Source organism: Streptomyces sp. NPDC006294, from assembly GCF_042870895.1.
GTDB lineage: Bacteria > Actinomycetota > Actinomycetes > Streptomycetales > Streptomycetaceae > Streptomyces.
This window is the reverse complement of the sequence record NZ_JBIAHV010000011.1, coordinates 173,681-194,963: the sequence shown is the minus strand read 5'-3', so window position 1 is coordinate 194,963 and position 21,283 is coordinate 173,681. Positions and strand designations below refer to the sequence as shown.

General features: G+C 72.5%; 23 protein-coding genes and 1 pseudogene. 11 read left to right on the top strand and 13 right to left on the bottom strand.

The genetic code is table 11. The features are described from left to right. Positions 1-79: 79 nt before the first annotated feature. A complete protein-coding gene (locus ACFYOP_RS21240; RefSeq protein WP_388452358.1) occupies positions 80-1,156 on the bottom strand; it encodes a LacI family DNA-binding transcriptional regulator in 1,077 nt (358 codons plus the stop codon). A gap of 130 nt (positions 1,157-1,286) precedes the next feature. Here ACFYOP_RS21240 and ACFYOP_RS21235 point away from each other — a divergent pair, with 130 nt between their 5' ends. Next, positions 1,287-2,246, top strand: a complete 960-nt coding sequence (locus tag ACFYOP_RS21235; RefSeq protein ID WP_356898185.1) for an ROK family protein — start codon at positions 1,287-1,289, stop codon at positions 2,244-2,246. Positions 2,247-2,337: 91 nt separating this feature from the next. On the opposite strand, the gene ACFYOP_RS21230 is transcribed toward ACFYOP_RS21235, so the two are convergent. Then, the gene (locus tag ACFYOP_RS21230) at positions 2,338-2,517 is read right to left on the bottom strand and encodes a hypothetical protein (RefSeq protein ID WP_356898186.1); all 180 of its coding nucleotides are present in this window, start codon (positions 2,515-2,517) and stop codon (positions 2,338-2,340) included. Between the two features lie 160 nt (positions 2,518-2,677). Between ACFYOP_RS21230 and ACFYOP_RS21225 the strand changes: the two genes are divergently transcribed. Continuing rightward, positions 2,678-3,721: an NUDIX domain-containing protein gene (locus ACFYOP_RS21225; protein ID WP_356898187.1), complete on the top strand. Its 1,044-nt coding sequence runs from the start codon at positions 2,678-2,680 to the stop codon at positions 3,719-3,721. Between the two features lie 447 nt (positions 3,722-4,168). Here ACFYOP_RS21225 and ACFYOP_RS21220 read toward each other — a convergent pair whose 3' ends face one another. After that, positions 4,169-5,533 carry a dipeptidase gene (locus ACFYOP_RS21220; protein WP_356898188.1) on the bottom strand — a complete coding sequence of 455 codons (1,365 nt, stop codon included), beginning with the start codon at positions 5,531-5,533 and terminating at the stop codon, positions 4,169-4,171. A gap of 146 nt (positions 5,534-5,679) precedes the next feature. Between ACFYOP_RS21220 and ACFYOP_RS21215 the strand changes: the two genes are divergently transcribed. Continuing rightward, the gene (locus ACFYOP_RS21215) at positions 5,680-6,924 is read left to right on the top strand and encodes a geranylgeranyl reductase family protein (RefSeq protein ID WP_356898189.1); all 1,245 of its coding nucleotides are present in this window, start codon (positions 5,680-5,682) and stop codon (positions 6,922-6,924) included. A gap of 132 nt (positions 6,925-7,056) precedes the next feature. Here the strand turns inward: ACFYOP_RS21215 and ACFYOP_RS21210 are convergent, their stop codons facing one another. Next, entirely contained in the window at positions 7,057-7,506 is a 450-nt protein-coding gene (locus tag ACFYOP_RS21210; RefSeq protein WP_356898190.1) for a nitroreductase family deazaflavin-dependent oxidoreductase, read from the bottom strand. 187 nt (positions 7,507-7,693) lie between these two features. Between ACFYOP_RS21210 and ACFYOP_RS21205 the strand changes: the two genes are divergently transcribed. The 3 genes from ACFYOP_RS21205 (at position 7,694) to ACFYOP_RS21195 (ending at position 10,478) form a co-directional block, all read left to right on the top strand. After that, a complete protein-coding gene (locus tag ACFYOP_RS21205) occupies positions 7,694-8,425 on the top strand; it encodes a TetR/AcrR family transcriptional regulator (RefSeq protein WP_356898191.1) in 732 nt (243 codons plus the stop codon). Between the two features lie 137 nt (positions 8,426-8,562). Continuing rightward, a complete protein-coding gene (locus ACFYOP_RS21200) occupies positions 8,563-9,816 on the top strand; it encodes a sensor histidine kinase (protein ID WP_356898192.1) in 1,254 nt (417 codons plus the stop codon). Continuing rightward, complete coding sequence (locus ACFYOP_RS21195) at positions 9,813-10,478, top strand: response regulator transcription factor (protein WP_356898193.1); 666 nt, start codon at positions 9,813-9,815, stop codon at positions 10,476-10,478. Before ACFYOP_RS21200 ends, ACFYOP_RS21195 begins: the two co-directional genes overlap by 4 nt. Here ACFYOP_RS21195 and ACFYOP_RS21190 read toward each other — a convergent pair. From ACFYOP_RS21190 to ACFYOP_RS21180, 3 genes are all read right to left on the bottom strand, one after another. After that, complete coding sequence (locus ACFYOP_RS21190; protein WP_356898194.1) at positions 10,439-10,717, bottom strand: DUF6332 family protein; 279 nt, start codon at positions 10,715-10,717, stop codon at positions 10,439-10,441. The genes ACFYOP_RS21195 and ACFYOP_RS21190 overlap by 40 nt on opposite strands. A 245-nt stretch (positions 10,718-10,962) precedes the next feature. Further along, positions 10,963-11,307 (bottom strand): SCO4225 family membrane protein, encoded by a 345-nt coding sequence (locus ACFYOP_RS21185; protein WP_356898195.1) that lies wholly within the window; start codon positions 11,305-11,307, stop codon positions 10,963-10,965. A 65-nt stretch (positions 11,308-11,372) separates the two neighbouring features. Beyond that, a complete protein-coding gene (locus ACFYOP_RS21180; RefSeq protein ID WP_356898196.1) occupies positions 11,373-12,596 on the bottom strand; it encodes an MFS transporter in 1,224 nt (407 codons plus the stop codon). A gap of 96 nt (positions 12,597-12,692) precedes the next feature. On the opposite strand from ACFYOP_RS21180, the gene ACFYOP_RS21175 reads away from it, so the two are divergent. Then, positions 12,693-13,907: an ROK family protein gene (locus ACFYOP_RS21175; protein WP_356898197.1), complete on the top strand. Its 1,215-nt coding sequence runs from the start codon at positions 12,693-12,695 to the stop codon at positions 13,905-13,907. A 7-nt stretch (positions 13,908-13,914) separates the two neighbouring features. Here the strand turns inward: ACFYOP_RS21175 and ACFYOP_RS21170 are convergent. Together ACFYOP_RS21170 and ACFYOP_RS21165 are read right to left on the bottom strand one after the other, a co-directional pair. Further along, positions 13,915-14,703: pseudogene (locus tag ACFYOP_RS21170) on the bottom strand (helix-turn-helix domain-containing protein). Between the two features lie 55 nt (positions 14,704-14,758). After that, positions 14,759-15,271, bottom strand: coding sequence for a PadR family transcriptional regulator (locus ACFYOP_RS21165; RefSeq protein ID WP_356898198.1), 513 nt, complete (start codon positions 15,269-15,271; stop codon positions 14,759-14,761). A 55-nt stretch (positions 15,272-15,326) separates the two neighbouring features. Between ACFYOP_RS21165 and ACFYOP_RS21160 the strand changes: the two genes are divergently transcribed. Both ACFYOP_RS21160 and ACFYOP_RS21155 read left to right on the top strand, forming a co-directional pair. Continuing rightward, positions 15,327-16,016, top strand: a complete 690-nt coding sequence (locus ACFYOP_RS21160) for an isochorismatase family cysteine hydrolase (protein ID WP_356898199.1) — start codon at positions 15,327-15,329, stop codon at positions 16,014-16,016. A gap of 314 nt (positions 16,017-16,330) precedes the next feature. Further along, entirely contained in the window at positions 16,331-17,176 is an 846-nt protein-coding gene (locus ACFYOP_RS21155) for a YhjD/YihY/BrkB family envelope integrity protein (RefSeq protein ID WP_388452345.1), read from the top strand. Positions 17,177-17,195: 19 nt separating this feature from the next. On the opposite strand, the gene ACFYOP_RS21150 is transcribed toward ACFYOP_RS21155, so the two are convergent. Together ACFYOP_RS21150 and ACFYOP_RS21145 are read right to left on the bottom strand one after the other, a co-directional pair. Next, positions 17,196-17,777, bottom strand: a complete 582-nt coding sequence (locus tag ACFYOP_RS21150; protein ID WP_356898200.1) for a DUF4865 family protein — start codon at positions 17,775-17,777, stop codon at positions 17,196-17,198. 4 nt (positions 17,778-17,781) lie between these two features. After that, positions 17,782-18,396: a TetR/AcrR family transcriptional regulator gene (locus ACFYOP_RS21145; protein WP_356898201.1), complete on the bottom strand. Its 615-nt coding sequence runs from the start codon at positions 18,394-18,396 to the stop codon at positions 17,782-17,784. Positions 18,397-18,580: 184 nt separating this feature from the next. Between ACFYOP_RS21145 and ACFYOP_RS21140 the strand changes: the two genes are divergently transcribed. Next, positions 18,581-18,862 (top strand): SHOCT domain-containing protein, encoded by a 282-nt coding sequence (locus ACFYOP_RS21140; RefSeq protein ID WP_356898202.1) that lies wholly within the window; start codon positions 18,581-18,583, stop codon positions 18,860-18,862. Between the two features lie 49 nt (positions 18,863-18,911). Here ACFYOP_RS21140 and ACFYOP_RS21135 read toward each other — a convergent pair whose 3' ends face one another. Both ACFYOP_RS21135 and ACFYOP_RS21130 read right to left on the bottom strand, forming a co-directional pair. Further along, positions 18,912-19,448, bottom strand: a complete 537-nt coding sequence (locus ACFYOP_RS21135; protein ID WP_356898203.1) for an ATP-binding protein — start codon at positions 19,446-19,448, stop codon at positions 18,912-18,914. Positions 19,449-19,625: 177 nt separating this feature from the next. Then, positions 19,626-19,949, bottom strand: coding sequence for a hypothetical protein (locus ACFYOP_RS21130; protein ID WP_356898204.1), 324 nt, complete (start codon positions 19,947-19,949; stop codon positions 19,626-19,628). Between the two features lie 195 nt (positions 19,950-20,144). Here ACFYOP_RS21130 and ACFYOP_RS21125 point away from each other — a divergent pair, with 195 nt between their 5' ends. After that, complete coding sequence (locus tag ACFYOP_RS21125; RefSeq protein ID WP_356898205.1) at positions 20,145-21,281, top strand: PLP-dependent cysteine synthase family protein; 1,137 nt, start codon at positions 20,145-20,147, stop codon at positions 21,279-21,281. The last annotated feature ends 2 nt before the right edge of the window (positions 21,282-21,283 follow it).

The window sequence follows — 21,283 nt, the reverse complement described above, 5'->3', positions numbered from 1 at the left end:
TCGCTGCCGGTGTTCGGCGCGGCGCGGACGTTCACCCGCAGCCGCGCGTGCACCTGGGCGCCGGGCGGCCCGGGTTCGTTCAGCCCGACGGCGGGATCTCGCCCGAGCCGCGCGGGACCAGCACCGTCTTCAGCGTCACCTGGGCCGGCTCGTCGTTCGCGCCGTCGAGCCGGTGGAACAGCCGCTCCGCCGCCGTGCGGCCCAGCGCCGCCGCGTCCTGGGCTATGACCGTGATGCCGAGCAGGTCCGCGAGCTCGATGTCGTCGAAGCCGACGAGCGCGACGCGCCGGTCGTGGCCGGCGAGGGCCCGTACCGCCGTCACCGTCACGCGGTTGTTGCCGGCGAATATCGCGGTGACCGGTTCGGGCCCCGACAGCACGCTCCGCACGGCCTCCTGGACTCGCTCGGGGGCCGTCGGGCCGAGGGCCACCCACGCGTCGTCGACCTCCAGACCCGCGTCCGCCATGGCCGCCCGGTAGCCGCGCAGCCGCTCCACGGCGGTGTGGATGCGCGGCTGGTCGCCGATGAACGCGATACGGCGATGGCCGTGCGCGATCAGATGCGCCACCCCGGCCCGGGCGCCGCCGAAACTGTCGGAGAGGACCACGTCCGCGTCGATCCGGCCGGGCGGGCGGTCGACGAAGACGGTGGCGACGCCCGCCTTGATCTCCGGCTCCAGATAGCGGTGGTCGTGCCCGGCGGGGATCACGATCAGACCGTCCACCCGGCGGGCGCACAGCGCGAGCGCCAACTCCTGCTCCCGGTCCGGGTCCTCGGCGCTGGAGCCGTTGATCAGCAGCGCCCCGTGCGCCCGGGCGACCTCTTCGACGGCGCGGCTCAGTGGACCGTAGAACGGGTCGGCGAGGTCTTCCAGCACCAGACCGATGGAGGCGGTGCGGCCCTTGCGCAGCACCCGGGCGCTGTCGTTGCGGCGGAAGCCGAGCGACTCGATCGCCTCCTGCACCCGGCGCTCGGTGTCGGTCGTGACGCCCGGTTCGCCGTTGACGACCCGCGACACCGTCTTGAGGCCGACCCCGGCGCGCGCCGCGACGTCCTTCATCGTGGGCCGGTTCCCGTAGCGGGGCTCGGGGCCGCGGGGGCGGCCGGGAGGCGTCAGGGGACGGGTCGAATCGGCCACAGTGCGCTGTCCTGTCATGGTGTCGGCGATCGTGTTCTTCGTCTCGGTACCGTGTGGCGTCGAGCATAGGCCCTGGACAACGTTGTCAGGGGAATGGAGACTGTTGTCGAAACCGCAGGTCCGACTGCTCCCGGGGGATCCCGTACCGATGCACAACAGCCTCGTCGCCGCTCTCGACATCGGTGGCACCAAGATCGCCGGCGCGCTGGTGGACGGCAATGGCGCGATTCGTCACCGCGCCCAGCGCCCGACTCCGGCCCATGACGACGGCGACACGGTGATGCACGCGGTCGAGCACGTCCTCGCCGAGCTGACGGCCTCCCCGCTGTGGCCGCGGGCCACCGCTCTCGGCATCGGCAGCGCGGGCCCCGTCGACGCGTCCGCCGGTACGGTCAGCCCCGTCAACGTGCCCGGCTGGCGGGGCTTTCCGCTGGTGGAGCGGGTGTCGCGGGCCATCGGCGGACTGCCGGTCACCCTCGTCGGCGACGGCGTCGCCATGACCGCGGCGGAACACTGGCAGGGCGCGGCCCGCGGTCACGACAACGCGCTGTGCATGGTCGTCTCCACCGGCGTCGGCGGCGGCCTGGTCCTGGGCGGCAAGCCGCACGCCGGGCCCACGGGCAACGCCGGCCACATCGGGCACATCAGCGTCGACCTCGACGGCGACCTCTGCCCGTGCGGCGGCCGGGGCTGCGTCGAACGCATCGCCAGCGGCCCCAACATCGCCCGCCGGGCGCTGGAGACCGGCTGGCGTCCCGGTCCCTCCGGGGACACCTCGGCCGCGGCCGTCGCCACGGCGGCGCGGGCGGGCGACCCGGTCGCGACCGCCTCGTACGAGCGGGCCGCGCAGGCGCTCGCCGCGGGGATCGCGGCCACGGCGACGCTCGTCGAGATCGAGATCGCCGTCATCGGCGGGGGAGTGGCCGGCGCGGGAGAGGTCCTGTTCGCCCCGCTGCGGCGCTCCCTCCGCGACTACGCGACGCTCTCGTTCGTCCAACGGCTCACCGTCGCGCCCGCGATGACCGGTACGGACGCCGGGCTGGTGGGCGCGGCCGCCGCGGCGACACTCGGCCGCGGCGAGACGGCGGTGCCGGCGGGCCGGGGCTGACGACGGGGGCGCGCCGGCACGCCCGCGGCCGGGTCGGCATTCAGCCGGACCCGCGGCGCGCGTGCTTACGACCGTCCGGCGGGCGGCCCGCTCACCAGTCACGCTCCCCGTTCTGCTGCTGCGGCACCACGACCAGGAACGCGTCGGACTCCAGATCCATCACGACCTCCACCGCCAGGCCCTCGTTCCTGCGGTGGCGGGCGTACTCCTCGGCCTGCCGACTTCCCCGCGGGTCACCTGCGGGGAACTTCTCCAACACCGTGCGGCGCATGCCCCACTCCCTCGTCTCTTCCGCTCCAACGACGGTCCCCGGCCGGTGTCACGGCCCGGCCACAGTTGAAGACGCCTGATCGGCCAACCGGTTCCGGTCCCGCGTTTGCGTGGCAGGGTGTTGCGGGCAATCCACTGTGGGCTACGGAAGAGGGGGACCCGTGATCGTCTGGATCAACGGTGCGTTCGGAGCGGGCAAGACGAGTACCGCACGCGAACTGATCGATCTGATCCCGAGCAGCACGCTCTTCGACCCGGAGTTGATCGGTGCGAACATGCGCCACCTGCTGCCGGCCAAGCGGCTGGCCGAGGTCGGCGACTACCAGGATCTGCCGATCTGGCGGCGGCTCGTCGTGGACACGGCGGCGGCGCTCCTCGCCGAGCTGGGCGGCGTGCTGGTGGCGCCCATGACCGTCCTGCGCCAGGAGTACCGCGACGAGATCTTCGGTGGTCTCGCCGCCCGCCGGATAGCGGTGAGGCATGTGCTGCTGGCACCTGGCGAAACGATTTTGCGCGAACGGATAGCGGCTCGTGAGGAGTTCCCCGGCGACCCGGAGGAGAGCGAGCGCGTCCGCCAGTGGGCGTTCGGCGGCATCGAGCGCTACCGGGCGGCCCTCGGCTGGCTCACCGGCGACGCGCACGTGATAGACAACAGCCGCCTGGACCCCCGCGCGGCGGCCCTGGCCGTCGCGGACGCCGTACGCACGGGCGCGGCCGCCGTCAGCGACATCGTCCAGACCCCGGAGCCGGCCGCGGAGACCGTCGCCGCCGGAGTGCTGCTCTTCGACGAACACGACAGGGTGCTGCTCGTCGACCCGACCTACAAGCCCGGCTGGGAGTTCCCCGGTGGTGTCGTCGAGAGCGGGGAGGCACCCGCCCGTGCCGGAATGCGGGAGGTCGAAGAGGAACTGGGCATCGAACTGGCCGACGTACCCAGGCTGCTGGTCGTCGACTGGGAGCCGCCGAAGCCGCCCGGCTTCGGCGGACTGCGGCTGATCTTCGACGGCGGCCGGCTGTCCGGCGGCGACGCCGGACGGGTGCTGCTGCCCGGCTCCGAACTGCGGGGCTGGAAGTTCGCCGGCGAGGAGGAGGCGGCGGGACTGCTCCCGCCCGCCCGCTACGAACGGCTGCGGTGGGCCCTGCGGGCCCGCGAGCGGGGCGTGGTCCTCAACCTGGAGGCGGGTGTCCCGGTCGGCGGCAGCTAGGGCCTCTCGTTCGGATCTCGCCGGGCTCGCGTGCCCTGGCACCGCACCTCGCCGCGTCGTCGTCAGTCGCCGACTCCCCCGGCCCTTCGGGCACGGGAGGCGCCCCCACCGCGTGGACTCTCCCCCTGCCTTCGGCGGCGGGAGGCCCATCCTCCGCGCCTTGCGACACGTCCCCTCGGCCCTTGGGGCCTGGGGAGACCCCATGCCTCGGCCCTTGGGGCCTGGGGAGACCCCATGCCTCGGCCCCGGGGGCCTGGGGAGACCCCGCGCCTCGGCCCCGGGGGCCTGGGGGGACCCCAAGCGCCAGACCCCGCTCACTGATCCGGCCCGATCCGAACGAGAGACACTAGCGGGACGGGTTCGGGGCGGGACGGTGCGCCTGCGTGTCGGTACGGCCGGGGAGTCGACTTCCCGGCCATACCGTCGACCGTGCTTCCCGCCGTACCGTCAGTCGCGCTTCGACGCTGCGTAGTTGACGAGGAACAGCGCCTCCGCCACCGACATCCGCTCCAGCTCCTCGGGCGACACGCTCTCGTTCACCGCGTGGATCTGCGCCTCCGGTTCGCTCAGCCCGATCAGCAGGATCTCGGCCTGCGGGTACAGCGCGGCGAGCGTGTTGCACAGCGGGATCGAGCCGCCCATGCCGGAGGACTGCATCTCCTCGCCCGGGTACGCCACGCGCATCGCCTCGGCCATCGACGTGTACGCGGGGCTCGTGATGTCCGCCCGGAACGCCTGGCCCTGGCCGACCTGTTCCACCGCCACCCGCGCGCCCCACGGCGTGTGCGCCTCCAGGTGCGCGGCCAGCAGCTTGTTCGCCTCCGCCGCGTCCTGGCCCGGCGGGACCCGCAGACTGATCAGGGCCCGTGCGGACGCCTGCACGGACGGGGTCGCGCCGACCACCGGCGGGCAGTCGATGCCCAGCACGGTGACGGCCGGCCGGGCCCAGATACGGTCCGCGACCGTGCCCTCGCCGATCAGCTCCACACCGTCGAGGACCTTGGCGTCCTTGCGGAAGTCCTCCTCCGGGTAGGCGAGCCCCTCCCACGTCGCGTCCGCCGCCAGCCCGTCCACGGTCGTCGAACCGTCCTCGGCGCGCAGCGAGTCCAGTACGCGCACCAGCGCGGCCAGCGCGTCGGGGGCCGCCCCGCCGAACTGCCCGGAGTGCAGGTTCCCCTCCAGGGTGTCGATCCGCACCCGCAGCAGCGTCATCCCGCGCAGGCTGGCCGTGACCGTCGGCAGGCCGACACGGAAGTTGCCCGTGTCGCCGATGACGACGGCGTCCGCGGCCAGCAGTTCCGGGTGGGCCTCGGCGTACTGCTCCAGGCCGCCCGTGCCCTGCTCCTCCGAACCCTCCACGATCACCTTGATGTTCACCGGCACGCCGCCGTCGGCCTTGAGGGCGCGCAGCGCGAGCAGATGCATGATGAAGCCGCCCTTGCAGTCCGCGGCCCCGCGTCCGTACCAGCGGCCGTCGCGCTCCGTCAGCTCGAACGGCGGCGAGACCCAGGCCGCCGTGTCGAGAGGCGGCTGCACATCGTAGTGCGCGTACAGCAGCACGGTCGGGGCGCCGGCCGGGCCGGGCAGGAAGCCGTAGACCGACTGGGTGCCGTCGGGGGTGTCCAGGACGGCCACGTCCGTGAAGCCCTCCGCGCGCAGCGCGTCCGCCACCCACGCGGCCGCGGCCTCGCACTCGCTCTTCGGGAACTGGGCGGGATCCGCGACCGACCTGAACGCCACCAGTTCCCTGAGCTCCGCCTCGGCGCGGGGCATCAGCGAAGCGACGGTCTCTGCGATCGGTACGGCGGTCATGGGCACGCTCCTCGGGGGCACGGCGTTGTGCGATGTGTGTACGGCGAATGTGTGGTCGATCCTCCCACAACGGGTGGTGGGCGACCGCGCCGTAGGATGCCGTCGAGAGCCATGGCCACAGGTCGGATCGGGAGCAGAAGTACATCGTGAGCAGCGAGAACGATGCCACCGGAGCAGAGGCGGCAAATGAGCTTGATGATCCCGTGTGGGACGTCGTCGTGGTCGGCGGGGGCCCCGCGGGGGCGTCGGCCGCGTACGCGGCGGCGGTGACCGGCCGCAGGGTACTGCTGCTGGAGAAGGCCGAACTGCCCCGCTACAAGACCTGCGGCGGGGGAATCATCGGACCGTCGCGCGACAGTCTGCCGCCGGGTTTCGAACTCCCGCTGCGCGACCGGGTGCACGCCGTGACCTTCTCGCTCAACGGCAAACTGGCGCGCACCCGCCGCTCCAAGCGGATGCTCTTCGGGCTCATCAACCGCCCGGAGTTCGACGCCGGCCTCGTCGAGCAGGCGCAGAAGGCGGGCGCCGTGCTGCGCACCGGAGCGTCCGTGTCCCGGGTGGAGCAGCACGGACCGGCGGTGCCGGACCGGCGCACGGTCGCCGTGGTGCTGTCGGACGGCGAGACGATCCTGACCCGTGCGGTCGTCGGCGCGGACGGCAGCGCCGGCCGGATAGGAGCCCATGTCGGGGTGAAGCTCGACCAGGTTGACCTCGGTCTGGAGGCGGAGATCCCCGTCCCGGCGACCGTCGCGGAGGACTGGGCGGGCCGGGTGCTCATCGACTGGGGCCCCATGCCCGGCAGTTACGGCTGGGTGTTCCCCAAGGGAGAGACGCTGACGGTCGGTGTGATCTCCGCCCGCGGCGAGGGCGCCGCGACCAAGCGGTATCTGGAGGACTTCATCGCCCGGCTGGGCCTCGCCGGTTTCGAGCCCGAGGTCTCCTCCGGCCATCTCACGCGCTGCCGCAGCGACGACTCGCCGCTGTCGCGCGGCCGGGTGCTGGTGTGCGGCGACGCGGCGGGGCTGCTGGAACCGTGGACGAGGGAGGGCATCTCCTTCGCGCTGCGCTCGGGACGGCTCGCGGGGGAGTGGGCGGTGCGGATCGCCGAGGCCCATGACGCCGTCGACGCGCGCCGACAGGCGCTGAACTACGCGTTCGCCGTGAAGTCGGGGCTCGGCGTCGAGATGGCCGTCGGGCGGCGGATGCTCGCCGTCTTCGAACGGCGGCCGGGGCTGCTGCACGCCGTCATCACCGGGTTCCGGCCGGCCTGGAAGGCCTTCGCCGACATCACCCGAGGGGCGACGACGCTGGCGGGCGTGGTGCGTACGCACTCGCTGGCACGGCGGGCGCTGGACGTACTCGACAAGCGGGCGTCACAGCCCGAGCCGTGACATGCCGGCCGGGCGCCGCCCCAGGGCGCTGCGCCCGGCCCCTCACGTGCTCCGGGGCGGCGGGGGCGCGGCGGTGCGTGCGGTGCATGCGGTGCGTGCGGTGCGCGGCGCTTCTCCTTGCCGCTTCTCGTGTCACCCGTCCACGGTGATCCGGAAGACGGGGTGCTTGTGGGCGGCCGCCAGCAGCTCGTCGTCCGTGGACCTGGCGTCGACGTCACCGAAGAACCGGCCGACCTCCCAGCCCCAGCGCTCCAGATAGCGGCGCAGCAGCACGGGCTTCTCCTCGTCGGGCAGTTCCACGGCCGTGAACGGCTGCGTTCTGCGGCCGATCTGGAGCTGCCCGCCGCCGGCGGCGCGGAGGTTGCGGACCCACTGGGAGTGGCCCCTCGCGGAGACCAGATACGGGCCGCCGTCGTAGGGCAGCGGGTTGACGGGGATACGCCGCCACTCGCCGCTGGTGCGGCCGCGTACGGAGAGCTGCGCGGTGCCCATGAGGCTGATGCCGCGACGGGCGAGCCAGCCGACTGTGGCGTTCAGGATCGAGTCGAACCGGTTGGGCTTGATGTAGTGCGCCTGCGACATGGCCTGCTCCTGTGTGCTGTGCCTGCGTGACTGACCGGGCCGGGTCGGGTGCTCTGGTATGTGACCGGCGCTTCATTTCGAGAGCGCTGCTCTCGCTCGATATCAGTGTGCACGCGTCACCGATCCAAAGCAAGAGCACTGCTCTTGTTATTGGCCAGTGCTCCGAAACGTGGAAGACTGCTCCGCCATGAGCACCATCCGAGGGGCCAGGGAACGGGCCCGCACCGAGATCACCGCAGCCATCAAGAAGGAGGCCCGCGAGCAGCTCGCCGCCGAAGGCGCCGCGAAACTCTCGCTCCGCGCCGTCGCCCGCGAACTGGGCATGGCGTCCTCCGCCCTCTACCGCTACTTCCCCAGCCGCGACGACCTGCTGACCGCCCTCATCGTCGACGCCTACGACGCGGTCGGCACCGCCGCCGAGTCCGCCCTGGCCGCGACCCCGCCGTCCGCCGGTCACTGCGCCCGCTGGACCGCCGTCTGCTCGGCCGTACGGGCCTGGGCCCTCGCCCACCCGCACGAGTACGCCCTGATCTACGGCTCCCCCGTCCCCGGCTACACCGCGCCCGAGGACACCGTCGCCCCGGCCTCCCGCGTCGCTCTCGCGCTGATCGCCGTCATCCGGGACGCCCACCGCACGAACGGGCTCGCGCTCCCGCCGCTGCCGGACCGGCTGCGCCCCGAAGCGGAGCGCATGGCCGCCGACTTCGCCCCCGACCTGCCGCCGTCCGTCGTCGCCGCGATGGTCGCCGCCTGGTCGCAGGTCTTCGGCACGATCTCGTTCGAGCTCTTCGGCCACTTCCACCACGTCGTCGAGGACCGGGACGCCTTCTTCGAGCACGCCGCCACCCGACTCGCCCACGAGGTCGGCCTGCGGCCCCAGGCCGCCGGCACGCCCCGCGGCAGCGGCGCCGGCTCCTGACGCGGCGCCCGCCCGCACCCCGGCCCGCATGAACGGGCGACGTCTGAACGGGCGACCTCCGTACTCCCCAGGGAGTACGCGCGACCGCCACGCCCGGCTGACGCCCGGGGCCACCGCGCCGGTCTAGCGTGGGCCGCATGGAACAGCAGCGCACCGGCAACTGCGGCGGCCCGCCCTGGTCAAGGGGCGGGCCGCCTCGGCCCAAGGACGGCCCGCCGTGGCTGCGCCGCCTCGCGGACCGGCAGGACAGCGCGCGCATCCCGTGGCTGTCGACGCTGGCCCTCGCCGTCTTCGTCATGGTCGGCACGAGCGTCGCCGCCGAGAACCAGCAGGACGCCCGCGAACCGCTCGACGCCCTCGCCCGCGTGCTGCTGCTCGCGGGACCGGCGCTGCTCCTGCTGCGCAAGAAGTACCCGGTGGCCACCGTCTTCGGCGTCTGCGCCGTCACACTCGGATACTTCGCCGCCGGCTATCCGTACGGGCCGGTGTTCCTCACCACCGCCGTCGCCGTGTTCGCCGCCGTCGTCGCGGGCCACCGGCGCGCCGCCTGGTGGGCCGTCGGACTGCTCTGGGCGGCGCACCTGCTGATCGCGCACTGGCTGTACGCGTATCTGCCGCCGCCCGGTGACGAGGCCGCGCCCTGGGGGCAGGAAGTGTTCGTCACGGCCTGGGTGGTCGCGATCGTCGCGGCGTCCGAGCTGGTACGGGTGCGACGGGAGGTCTGGGCCCGGGAGCGCGCCGCGCGGGCCGCGGCCGCGAAGCGCCGCGCGGACGAGGAACGGCTGCGCATCGCCCGTGAACTCCACGACGTCCTCGCCCACTCGATCTCCGTCATCAACGTCCAGGCGGGCGTCGGCCTCGCGTTGCTCGACTCCGACCCCGAACAGGCGCGCACGGCCCTGACCACCATCAAGGCGGCGAGCAAGGAGGCGCTGGGCGAGGTGCGGCAGGTCCTCGACACCCTGCGCGCCCCCGGCGCCGCGCCCCGCGCCCCGGCCCCCGGCCTCGACCGACTCCCCGAACTGGTCGAACAGGCCGCGAGCACCGGCCTTACCGTCGACGTCGAGACCGTCGGAGAGGCGCCGCCGCTCCCGCCCGGCGCCGACCTGGCCGCCTTCCGGATCGTCCAGGAAGCGCTCACCAACGTCGTACGGCACTCCGGCTCGCGCACCGCGCGGGTGCGCATCATGTACACGTCCGGCAGGCTCGCCCTCCGGATCGACGACGAAGGACCGGCGACCGGCTCGGACGCCGGCGGCAGCGGCAACGGGCTGGCCGGGATGCGGGAGCGGGCCGGTGCCCTGGGTGGCACCATCGAGGCGGGCCCCCGGCCGGACGGCGGATTCCGGGTGCTGGCCGAACTGCCCGTGCGGACAGAGGAGAACAAGTGATCCGCGTAGTGCTCGCCGACGATCAGATGCTGGTCAGGGCAGGCTTCCGGGCCCTGCTCTCGGCTCAGCACGACATCGAGGTCGCGGGGGAGGCGTCCGACGGCGAGGAGGCGGTGCGTCTGGTTGGGGAACTGCGCCCGGACGTGGTCCTGATGGACATCAGGATGCCGGTTCTCGACGGTTTGGCCGCCACCCGCCGGATCACCGGGGACGAGCGCCTGGCGGACGTGAAGGTGGTCATGCTGACCACGTTCGAGCTGGACGAGTACGTCTTCGAGGCGATCCGCTCCGGTGCCTCCGGGTTCCTCGTGAAGGACACGGAACCGGACGAACTGCTGCGCGCGGTGAGGGCGGTCGTCGAGGGCGACGCGCTGCTCTCGCCCGGTGTGACACGCCGTCTGATCGCCGAGTTCGCGGCCCGCTCCAAGGGCCCCGCGCAGGCCGAGGGCCTCGGGGAACTGACGGAACGGGAGCGGGAGGTGATGGCCCTGGTCGGCATCGGCCTGTCCAACGAGGAGATCGCCCGGCGGCTGGTCGTCAGCCCGCTCACCGCCAAGACGCACGTCAGCCGCACCATGGTCAAGCTCGGCGCCCGCGACCGCGCGCAACTGGTCGTCCTGGCCTACGAGTCGGGGCTCGTGCGGCCCGGCTGGCTGGGCTGACCAGTCCCGCTCCGGAACCGCCCCAGCACGGTCACGACCCGCACGACGAAGACAAGCACGCCCGCCGCGGCGCCCGCGACGAGCAGACCGCGCTCGACGGCGTGTCCCATCGTGAACATCAGCGTGGGTCCGGCGACCGCCCCGAAGACCAGCGCCCCGGCCACCGCCGCGCTGAGCAGCGCGTAGCCGATCTCGATCGTCACGGCGTCCCGGTCCGCCTGCGTGCGTCGCTGCCCCATGGAAAAAGCCTCTCACCAGGCCCGGCCCGACCGGCAAGTGCCCTCCCGCCGACGGCTCCTGGTGATCTCACCGCCCCCGGCCCCGGAGCAGGCGCCTGTCACGACCAGGTGATGCCCGACCGCTCCCGCCACAGCCGCACCGGCGTCCCCCGGTGATCGGCACGGCTGTCGGCGGCAGCCGGTTCCAGAGCGTCGGATACAGCCGCTCAGCTCGGCGCCGGCGCGCCCCCGCATCGGAGGAGTATTCAGGCCGTGTGCGGTCGGGCGCCGTGTCCGTGGCCGGTCAGCAGCCGGGTGAACAGCCCGAGCGCGAGGGCCTGGAGCAGCACCGACACGACGAGCGCCGGGTACAGGAAGGCGGCGGACTCGGCGAACGAGTCACCGAACAGCGTGCCGAGGATCATGAAGCCGAAGATCGTCGGCGCGGCGAGCAGCAGCAGCCAGACGCCCGCGAGCGACGCGTCCTCGTGGTGGACGAACGTGGTGTCGATCGCGACGAAGACGGTTGTGGCGGCGACCAGCGCCAGATACACCTGGGCCGGCCGGTTGCCGAACGTCAGTCGTGCGAGCGCGGTCAGTCGTGCGCGCATGGCCTCTCCCCTGGTTCGTGGTGGTTCCATGCTGCGACGCTCTGCGCGGCGGCGCCTGAGTACGGCTACTCAACCGCCCTGGGGGCGGCGGCTCCCCGCGCGGCGTACGCGATCACCGCGGCGCCTGCGGCCAGCGCCGCGACGGTGGTCAGGGCCACGGGCAGCGAGAACCACTCGGCGAGGAACCCGATCGCCGGCGGGCCGAGCAGCATGCCCCCGTAGCCCAAGGTGGACGCGGCGGCGACGCCGCCGGGGCCGGCGAGTTCGCCCGCGCGCCCGACCGCCACCGGGAAGATGTTCGCCAGGCCCAGCCCCGCGACGGCGAAACCGGCCAGCGCGGCCCACACCGAGGGCGCGAGCGCGCCGAGCAGCATGCCCGCCGCCGCGGTCGCCCCGCCGAGGACGAGGGTGCGGGTCTGGCCCAGCCGCTCCAGCAGCAGCGTTCCGCTGAGCCGGCCGGCGGTCATCGTGAGCGCGAACAGCGAGTAGCCGGCGGCGGCGAGCCCCGGGTGGGCGTGCAGGTCCTGCTCCAGGTGCAGCGCGCTCCAGTCCGCCATCGCGCCCTCGCCGTACGCGGTGCACAGCGCGATCACGCCGAAGAGCAGCACGAGCCTGCGGGTGCGGCCCTTCAGGCGCCGCGGCGCCGCGGGGGTGCCGCCGGTCCGGGCTGCGGGGACGTGGTGGCGCAGCAGTACGGGGCCGGCCACCGCGGTGACCAGGAGGCCGATGCCGGTCAGGGCGAGCAGATGGGCGGTGGGGGAGAGGCCGCCCGCGACCAGGCCGCCGAGTCCCGCGCCGAGCATCCCGCCGAGGCTGAAGGCCGCGTGGAACGCGGGCATGACGGGCCGTCGCAGCGCCCCCACCAGGTCGACGGCGGCACTGTTCATCGCGACGTTGATGCCGCCGTACGCCGCGCCGAAGACCAGCAGCACCAGACCGAGGGCCGATGCCGAATGCGTCAGCGGCGGCAGCGCCATGCTCAGCGAGAGCAGCACGGCACTGGTGACGGTGACCGGGTGGCTGCCGAAGCGGCGGCAGAGCCGTCCGGTGAGCGTCATGGTGACCACGGCCCCGGCCGACACCCCGAGCAGCGCGAGGCCGAGGTCGCTCGCCGACGAGCCGGTCTGCTGCTTGATGGCGGGGATGCGGACGACCCAGCCGGCGAAGAGGAAGCCGTCGAGGGCGAAGAAGACGGTGAGCGCGATGCGGAGGCGGGAGAGGGAGCCGGCGGCGGGAGCTTCGTCGGGTGCGCCCGGTACGGTCGGGGCGAGTTTGTTTAGTAGCGGCACAAACTCAGAATAGAGGCTCGGGCCCGTTCTTCCAAGACGGCTGGATTCCCCGCCCGGCAGCGCTCGGACCTCCGGGATCATGGGAGACTCGCCTTCATGAACGGCAAGGCGACGACCGCCCGGACGAGACTGGAGAGGGGCCGCAGTGCGCTCGGCCCCGCCCTGGAACTGGTTCACACCGGGCGTGCGCCCACGCGTGCCGTACTCACGGCCGAACTCGGCGTCACCCGCGCCACCGCGGGAGCGGTCGCCGCGGAACTGGAAGCCCTCGGACTGATCCGCGTCGACTCCCGACCCGGCGCGGCCGCCGGCTCCCAGGGCCGCCCCTCGCACCGGCTCTCCGTCGACGACACCGGCCCCGTCGTCCTCGCCGCCCAGGTCCACGCCGACGGCTTCCGCGCCGCGCTCGTCGGCCTCGGCGGCCGGATCGTGGCCACCGCACCGGGCTGCGTCACCGTGCAGGCCGACCCCGCGCAGGTGCTCGGTGAGGTCGTCGAGGCGGGCGCGGAGCTGCTGCGCCGCAGCGGCCGCCGCTGCGCGGGCGCCGGCCTCGCCGTCCCCTCCGCCGTCGCGGAGCCCGAGGGCACCGCGCTCAACCCGCTGCACCTGGCCTGGCCGGCCGGGGCGCCGGTACGCGACATCTTCGCCGAGCGGGTGAGCGCGGCCGGGATCACCGGGCCCGCCTTCGCCGGCAACGACGTCAACCTCGCCGCGCTCGCCGAGCACCGCCACGGCGCCGGCCGGGGCGCCCAGCACCTGCTGTGCGTCGCCACCGGACACCGGGGCGTCGGCGGCGCGCTCGTCCTCGACGGGCGCCTGCACAGCGGGAGTTCCGGGCTGGCCCTCGAAGTCGGCCACCTCACGGTCAACCCCGAGGGGCGCCCCTGTCACTGCGGCAGCCGAGGCTGCCTCGACGTCGAGACCGACCCGCTCGCCTTCCTGACGGCCGCCGGCCGCGCCCCCGGCCCCGAGGTGTCCCTGCTCCAGCGGGCCAGGGACCTGCTCCGCGAGGAGTACGACGACCCCGACGTGCGGGGCGCCGCGGAGGAACTCGTCGACCGCCTCGGCCTCGGGCTCGCCGGGCTGGTCAACATCCTGAACCCGGACCGCATCATCCTGGGCGGCCTCCATCGCGAACTGCTCGATGCCGCCCCGGACCGGCTGCGGGCCGTGGTCGCCGACCGCAGCCTGTGGGGCCGCAGCGGGGGCGTCCCCATCCTGGCGTGCACCCTCGACTTCAACAGCCTGGTCGGCGCGGCCGAGCTCGCCTGGCAGCCGGTCCTCGACGACCCCCTCGGCGCGCTCGCCTAGTGCCGCATCAGGCAACGTTCGCCCTGTCGACGACGGCGCGTAGCCGCCGGTCGTCGACAGGGCGGTTTCGCCAGATGACGTAGCGGCGAATCATGCTGCCCTGTTCCTTGTGGGTGGCATGGTCGGTGCTGTCGTGAAGTAGCGCAGGGCGCTGAAAAGGGCCTCAATCCGGTTGAGCCAGGACGAGTTCGTCGGGGTGTATGCGACCTCGACGTTGTTCGCCTGGGCCCATTTGGCCACGCGGCGGCATTTCCTCGTGGTCAGGTGCGGGGAGAAGTTGTCACAGACGATCGCGATCCGGGGCAGTAGGCGGGTAGAGGGGTCTCGGGAGGTCTCCCAGGTCTTCAGGCGTTGAAAGGAGACGCCCTCCTCGCGGAGCATGATGCGTAGGCCCTCGTGGCTGATGTCGTCGACCACCCCCTCGGCGACCAGGAAGTCGTCCAGCTTGCTCAAGCTCCAGGTCGAAACGGCAGGTCGTGCTCGGTCGGCCTGGACTTCGCGATCTTCTTGATTTCACGGCGTTCGGGCAGTGTGAAGGTCTTCGGTCGGCCGCCCTTGTGCTTCGGGTAAAGAGAGTCGAAGCCGTCAGCGTTGAAGTTATGGATCACATCCCGCACCCGGTCGTCACTGGTGAACGTCACCTCGGCGTCCTCGTCGCGGGTATGCCCTGAGCTGAGAGCAGGACCATCTGGGCCCACCGCCAGGTCACCACCGATCCGGTGCTCCTGCGGGTGATTCGCAGCAGGCGCCACCCGTCATCGTCATCGCTCTCTGGGACGCGTACTGGTTCTGCCACCCGCACAGTCCCGCGGGCAGAGGGAGTATCTGGGTGAGGGCCCGCCGTGTCGGCGTCAGGGCAGCAGTTCCCGTAGCCACGACCGTTCCGCGTGGCTGGTGGTGCGGGCGATGGTGAGCATGCCGCGGCGGTAGGGGTCGTCGGTGTCCTCGGCGCCCAGGAGGCGGTCGCCATCATGGAAGAAGCTTGCGGGCTGTTCCAGGAAGTCCAGTCGCCGTCGCAGTACCGCGTGCTGGTCGGTGAGATCGGGAAGCTGGGAGAGAAAGGCCAGGACCGTGAAGTACCGGGTGCTGTCGCTGATGTCCAGGCCGTCGGCGTCCCGCAGCCGGCGCAGCAGCTCGGTGCGGCCGGCGGCGGTCAGGTTCAGGGTGTGTCGCTGGACGGCCGAGGCGCCTGGCTCGGCTGTGCGGTCGAGCAACCCGGCCTTGACCAGGCGGTTGATCGCCGGATAGAGGCTGCCGTCGCTGACCGGACGGGCATGGCCGGACAAGTGCGCTATCCGGCGTCGCAGTTGGTAGCCGTGCAGTGGCCCCTCGGTCAGGAATCCCAGGATCGCGAGTTCCAGCATGCTGCTACTCTCGCACATCGAAACGAGGTACCTCGAATCGATGCAAGGGGTGGGGATGACGTATACCGAGGAATGGGTGACCGCACGAGCGCGCGACGCCTACGAGCACGGCCGGGCATCGTTCGACGTACGGCCCGAGCGCACGGCGCTGCTGGTCATCGACATGCAGGACGAATTCGTCCACCCCGGGTGGAGCCCCTACTGGGTGCCCGCGGCCACCCGGATGGCTCCCCGGCTGCGGCAACTGGTCGAGGACTGCCGAGCCGCCTCGATCCCGGTGATCTGGACCATCTTCGACGACACCCATCTCGGACTGGACCGGCCGCGCGCCCTGCCCTTCCTCCCGCATGCCGACACCGACTGGCGCCGCCCGGGCCCCGCCGAGGTGTGGGCTCCGATGGGCCGTCGCCCCGACGAGGCCCTGATCCGCAAGCCCTCCTACGGCGCGTTCTACGACACCCCGCTCGACACAATGCTGCGCAACCTCGGCCGCGACACGGTCATCGTCACAGGCACCCTCACCAACTACTGCTGCGGCACCACGGCCCGGCAGGCATACGAACGCGGCTACAAGGTCGTCTTCGGATCCGACACCACAGCCACCGACGACGAATCCCGCCAGGAACCAGAACTCGCCGTCCTGCGAAAAGGCTTCGCACTCGTGCTGACCGCCGTGGAAATCACGAACCGACTGATCGCAACCATGCCAGCACCCGAGGACGGGGACAGGGTGAACGTTGCCTGATGCGGCACTAGGGTGCTGCACCAGAAATCCTCAGGATTTCTGGCGCAGCACACTAGCTAGTGTCTGTCGTTCGGATCAGGCCGGGGCAGGCCGGATCAGTGAGAGGGGTCTGGTGCCTGGGATCACCCCAGGCCCGCCAGGGCCACGGGGGAGTCGGCGACTGACGACAGCGCTGTGCGGCGCGGTGCCAGGACACGCGAGCCCGGCAAGATCCGAACGAGAGGCCCTGACTCGGCGTCCCGCGCGGGGCCCCGCACCACCCGTCCGGGGGAATCGGGGGCGCGCCGCGGGCGCTTCCGGGTAGGCCACGAGATGTGAGCAACGAGTCCGGCCGCCGGCACCGTCTCCTGCGCCTGTGGCGGCGGGTGGCGCAGTCGGCCGTCGGGGTGGGCTGGAGCCACGGCCGCGACCTGGAGCTGATGCACCGGGCCATGGGCTTCGCCGCCCTCGGGTTCGTGACGCTGGTGCCGCTGCTCATCGTCGTCGCGGCCGCGGACCCGGGCAGCGGGCAGGGGTTCGCCCGCTGGATGAGCCAGGCGCTCGGCCTCGCGGAGTCCTCGCAGGACGAGGTCGAGCGACTGTTCGGCATGCCCGGCCAGGCGCTGCAGCGCACCACCGCCTTCGGTCTCGCCGCGCTCGCCGTCTTCGGACTCACCTTCGGCTCCGCCGTGCAGACCGCCTACGAGAGGATCTGGGACCTCCCCGCCGCCCGCTGGCACACGATGTGGCGGCACGTCGTGTGGCTCGGGATGCTGATCGTCTACCTCCTGATCTTCGTGAGCACCCCGCTGCCCGGCGATTCCGTGGTGTCGTCCGTGGTGGGCGCGGTGGGAGACCTGGTCGGCACGATTCTCTTCTTCTGGAGCTCGCAGCGACTGCTGCTCTGCGGACGGGTCCGCTGGCGGGCCCTGCTGCCGGGCGCCCTGGCGACGGCGATCGCCCTGCTCGGGCTCCGCGTCTTCTCCCAGCTTGTCTTCTCCCCGCTGATCGCCTCGAACGCCGTGACCTACGGCCCCTTCGGGACCGTGCTGGTCGTCCAGTCCTGGCTCGTCGGGGTCGGCGTGGTCGTCTACGGCGGAGCGATCGCCGGGCGCGTCGCCCACGAGGTGTGGACCGAACGCCGGCTGGCGGGTCAGGAGGGGCGGCCGCCGGAGCGGTGACAGCGGACCTGACGGCCGCTCACCAGTGCCGGCCCTGGCGCAGGGCGGCGCGCTCCGGCTGCGACAGGTGGAGCACCTGGTAGCGGTCGCCCGGGGCTCCCGGGGAATCGTGCTCCCACAGGGTGGCGTACAGCAGCTCCCAGTGGCGCGGATCGACGGCGAGCGCCGCGCAGACCACCCCGTCGAGCACCGCGAGCCGTCGCATCTCGGCCAGCGCCTCCTCGACGACCGTCCCCGGCCGTACGCCCGCGGGGATGCGCTGCCGGCGCCGGACGGCGGTGCGCGCGGAAGCGGACGACGACGGGCCCTCGTGGTACGCCAGCCCCGTCCAGTGCCGCACCTCCGGCCGCCCGAAGTCGTCCACGATCCCCTGGAAACCCGGCCCCCACAGGAAACTGTTCATGCCCTCGGGCGCCGACCACAGGTACAGCGGCGCGTACTGGTTGACGGGCGAGCGCTCGCCCCGCTCACGCATCAGATAGGCCTTGAGGCCGAGGCCGGGGAAGGCGTCGAGCAGATGTCCGCGGGTGGCGACCCGCTCGCGGATGACGCCCATGTCGTAGTCGGCGGGCAAGGTAATCTCGTACTGCATCGCGTGCATACGCTCATCGGCTCCTGCGGTCGGCAAACGGGTGGGTGGATGCGTCGGTGGACGGGTCGAGGAGTGCGAGCAGCCCCCTGACGGCCGCGTCGAAGGCGGCCGCCGAGCCCGAGGCGCGGGCCAGCACATAGCCGCCCTGGAGGGTGGCGACGATCGTCGCGGCGACGTCGGCCGGCACGAGCGTCCCGCGCAGTTCGCCCCGCGCCCGGCCCTGCTCGACGATCTCGGCCAGCCGGCCGCGCAGCCAGCCGAGCGCCTCGTCCACCGGGGCGCGCAGCCGGTCGTCGGAGACGACCTCCGGGTCCATGGTCAGCCGGCCGACGGGGCAGCCCCGCAGCACGTCCCGCTCGCGCAGCAGATAGCCGGCGATCCGCTCGTACGCCGTGCCCGGCCCGTCGAGCGCGGCCCCGGCCGTCGCCCGCAGTTCCTCGGCCGTGCGCCGGACGGCGGTCAGTGCGAGATCGGGCTTACCGGCGAAGTGGTGGTACATGCTGCCCTGGCCCGCGCCCGCGCGCTGCTGGATCGCCCGGGGGCTGGTGCCCACGTAACCGCGCTCCCACAGCAGCTCGCGGGTGGCCTCGACCAGTCGCTCCGGAGTGCTCATGCGACCACTGTACATACCAGTAGGTACAGATCGTCTGCGACGGCGTCCGGCAGCAGCCACGGAACGTCCCGTGTACTCCGCGGGAGGTATCCGCACTGCCGCTGGCCGTACGACGACGCGGACCCCCTGCCGGCGGGAGTCTCGGAAGCAGCAAGGCAGTGAGGCCGCAACGCAGTAGCCACCGAGGAGCTGAACCGAGATGAACACACTCGCCCACGACGGGCCCGGCCCGTGGATCCTGTTCTTCCCGCTGATCTGGGCGGCCGTCGTCGTCGGGGTCGTCACCGTCCTGCGCCGTACCGGCATCTGGCGCTCGCGCCCCGCCCGCCGCCAGGGCGGCCGGCCGGTCGCCGAGAGCTCGCCGATCGCCGCCCTCGGGCGCCGCTTCGCGGCGGGCGAGATCGACGAGGAGGAGTACTGGCGGCGACTGTCCGTCCTGGACGAGCAGTTCGGCCCCTTCACCAAGGACAGTGCGCCGTGATCCCGTGAAGGTCCACGACGACACCCGGGACAGGGCCCCGCTCGCCCGGTCAGCCGGCGACGGCAGACCGGGCGGCGGGGGTCTCCGTCGTCGGCACGGCCCGCACGGCCTCCGTCTTCGGCGCCCCGGCGAACGGGCCGATGGTCGTCGCCCCGTACACCGCCGGGTACTCCGGCAGGGCGACGGCGGGGGAGGAGGCGGGGAGAGTGAACCAGACGACCTTGCCCGTGTCGCCCTGCGGCTTCGCGCCCCAGCTCTCGCTCATGGCGGCCACCAGCGCGAGACCGCGCCCGGAGGTGGCGGCCGTGCCGGCGTCGCGTACGGCCGGAAGCCGGGGATCGTGGTCGTGGACGGAGACCGTGAGCCGGTCGAGCAGCAGTTCGACGTCCACGGTGCACATCTTGTCCGGCTGTGCGTGCCGGAGGACATTGGTCAGCAACTCGGTGACGCCGAGCGCGGCCTGGTCGATCAGAGGATCGAGATGCCAGTAGCGCAGTTGCGCCGAGATGATTCTGCGGACCTGACCGATCCGCGACGGCAGGGCCTGGAGCTCCACCGTGCAGTGCCTGCTGGGCTGGCTGATCACGGCTGCGACTCCCCGAAATAGTCCGGAAGAAGACGAGAATGGCGATCCAGCGGTCGGCCGACCCGCTGATCCGACCGGCGGGGCTGGATCACAGCGTGACCGCCGGTGCACCCTGAGTAAGGTGGTATCAGCGTGAACCATCGCCCACCGGGCCGCAACCGGGCGGCCCATGCGGGCTCAGCGCCCGGAACCGCCGGCCCCGCGCACCGCTTCCAGGAATCGCCCCGCCAGGACGTGGGCGTCCGCCCGCCTGCTGCGCTGTCCCATCGTCAGGCGGTACCGCTTGCCGTTCAGCGTCGCCACGGTGCTGTCCTCGCCGGCGAACCACGGGCGTCCGGCGCTGACCGCGCGCACCGGGGCGCTCTCGATCACCTTGCCGTAGCTGGTCATCAGCGCCAGCCTGCCATCCTTGATCAGTACCTGTCCGGCCCGGGTGAGCGAGCGGGGCCAGCGCTCGATCCGCACCCCGGTGGCGCTGAACTCCGGTTCTGCCACGGCCATCTGTCCGCCCCCTTCGCCATCACTTCCTCTGGAAGTGTGCACAACTCGCGCCGCGGACACCAGTACGCCCGGCGCCGCCCGGCCACAAGCGACCCCTATGGATCCCCAAAGCGATCATTTGCGCAGGTGAGGGGCTTACTGTTGCCAGTGGTACGGAACGGTCGCAGCAGCCGGCCGCAGACGAAGGGCGACGCGATGAACAGCACGGCGCAGCAGCCGGCACCGGGCAGGGCGGCCGCGACCGTCGACGTCGACCGCAGCGACCCGCAGTACCGGGCCTGGCTCAAAGAAGCCGTACGCAAGGTCCAGGCGGACGCCAACCGCTCCGCCGACACCCATCTGCTGCGCTTCCCGCTGCCCGAGGAGTGGGGCATCGACCTCTACCTCAAGGACGAGTCCACCCACCCCACCGGCAGCCTCAAGCACCGCCTCGCCCGCTCCCTGTTCCTGTACGGGCTCTGCAACGGCTGGATCAGGCCCGGCAAGCCGGTCATCGAGGCGTCCAGCGGTTCGACCGCCGTCTCCGAGGCGTACTTCGCCAAGCTGGTCGGAGTGCCCTTCGTCGCCGTCATGCCGCGCACCACCAGCGCGGAGAAGATCCGGCTGATCGAGTTCCACGGCGGGCGGTGTCACTTCGTCGACGACTCCCGGAAGATGTACGAGGAGTCCGCCGCCCTCGCCGAGCGCACCGGCGGGCACTACATGGACCAGTTCACCTACGCGGAGCGGGCCACCGACTGGCGTGGCAACAACAACATCGCCGAGTCCATCTACCAGCAGCTGCGCCTCGAGCGGTACCCGGAACCCGCCTGGATCGTCGCCACGGCCGGCACCGGAGGCACCTCGGCGACCATCGCCCGCTATGTGCACTACATGCAGCACGACACCCGCATCTGCGTCCCCGACCCGGAGAACTCATGCTTCTTCGACGGCTGGACGCACGGCGACCCCGGGGCGAGCAGCGACTGCGGCTCGCGGATCGAGGGCATCGGCCGGCCGCGGATGGAGCCCAGCTTCGTGCCGGGCGCCATCGACCGGATGATGAAGGTCCCCGACGCCGCCAGCATCGCCGCCGTACGGGCCCTGGAGGGTGCGATCGGGCGCAAGGCGGGCGGCTCCACCGGCACCGGGTTGTGGAGCGCGCTGAAGATCGTCTCGGAGATGGTGGCGGCGGAGGAGAAGGGGAGCGTCGTCACCCTGATCTGCGACCCGGGCGACCGCTACCTCGACAAGTACTACTCCGACGCCTGGCTCGCCGAGCAGGGGCTGGACGTCCGGCCGTACGCGCTGGTGATCGAGCAGTTCCTCGCCCAGGGCGTCTGGAGCTGCTGACG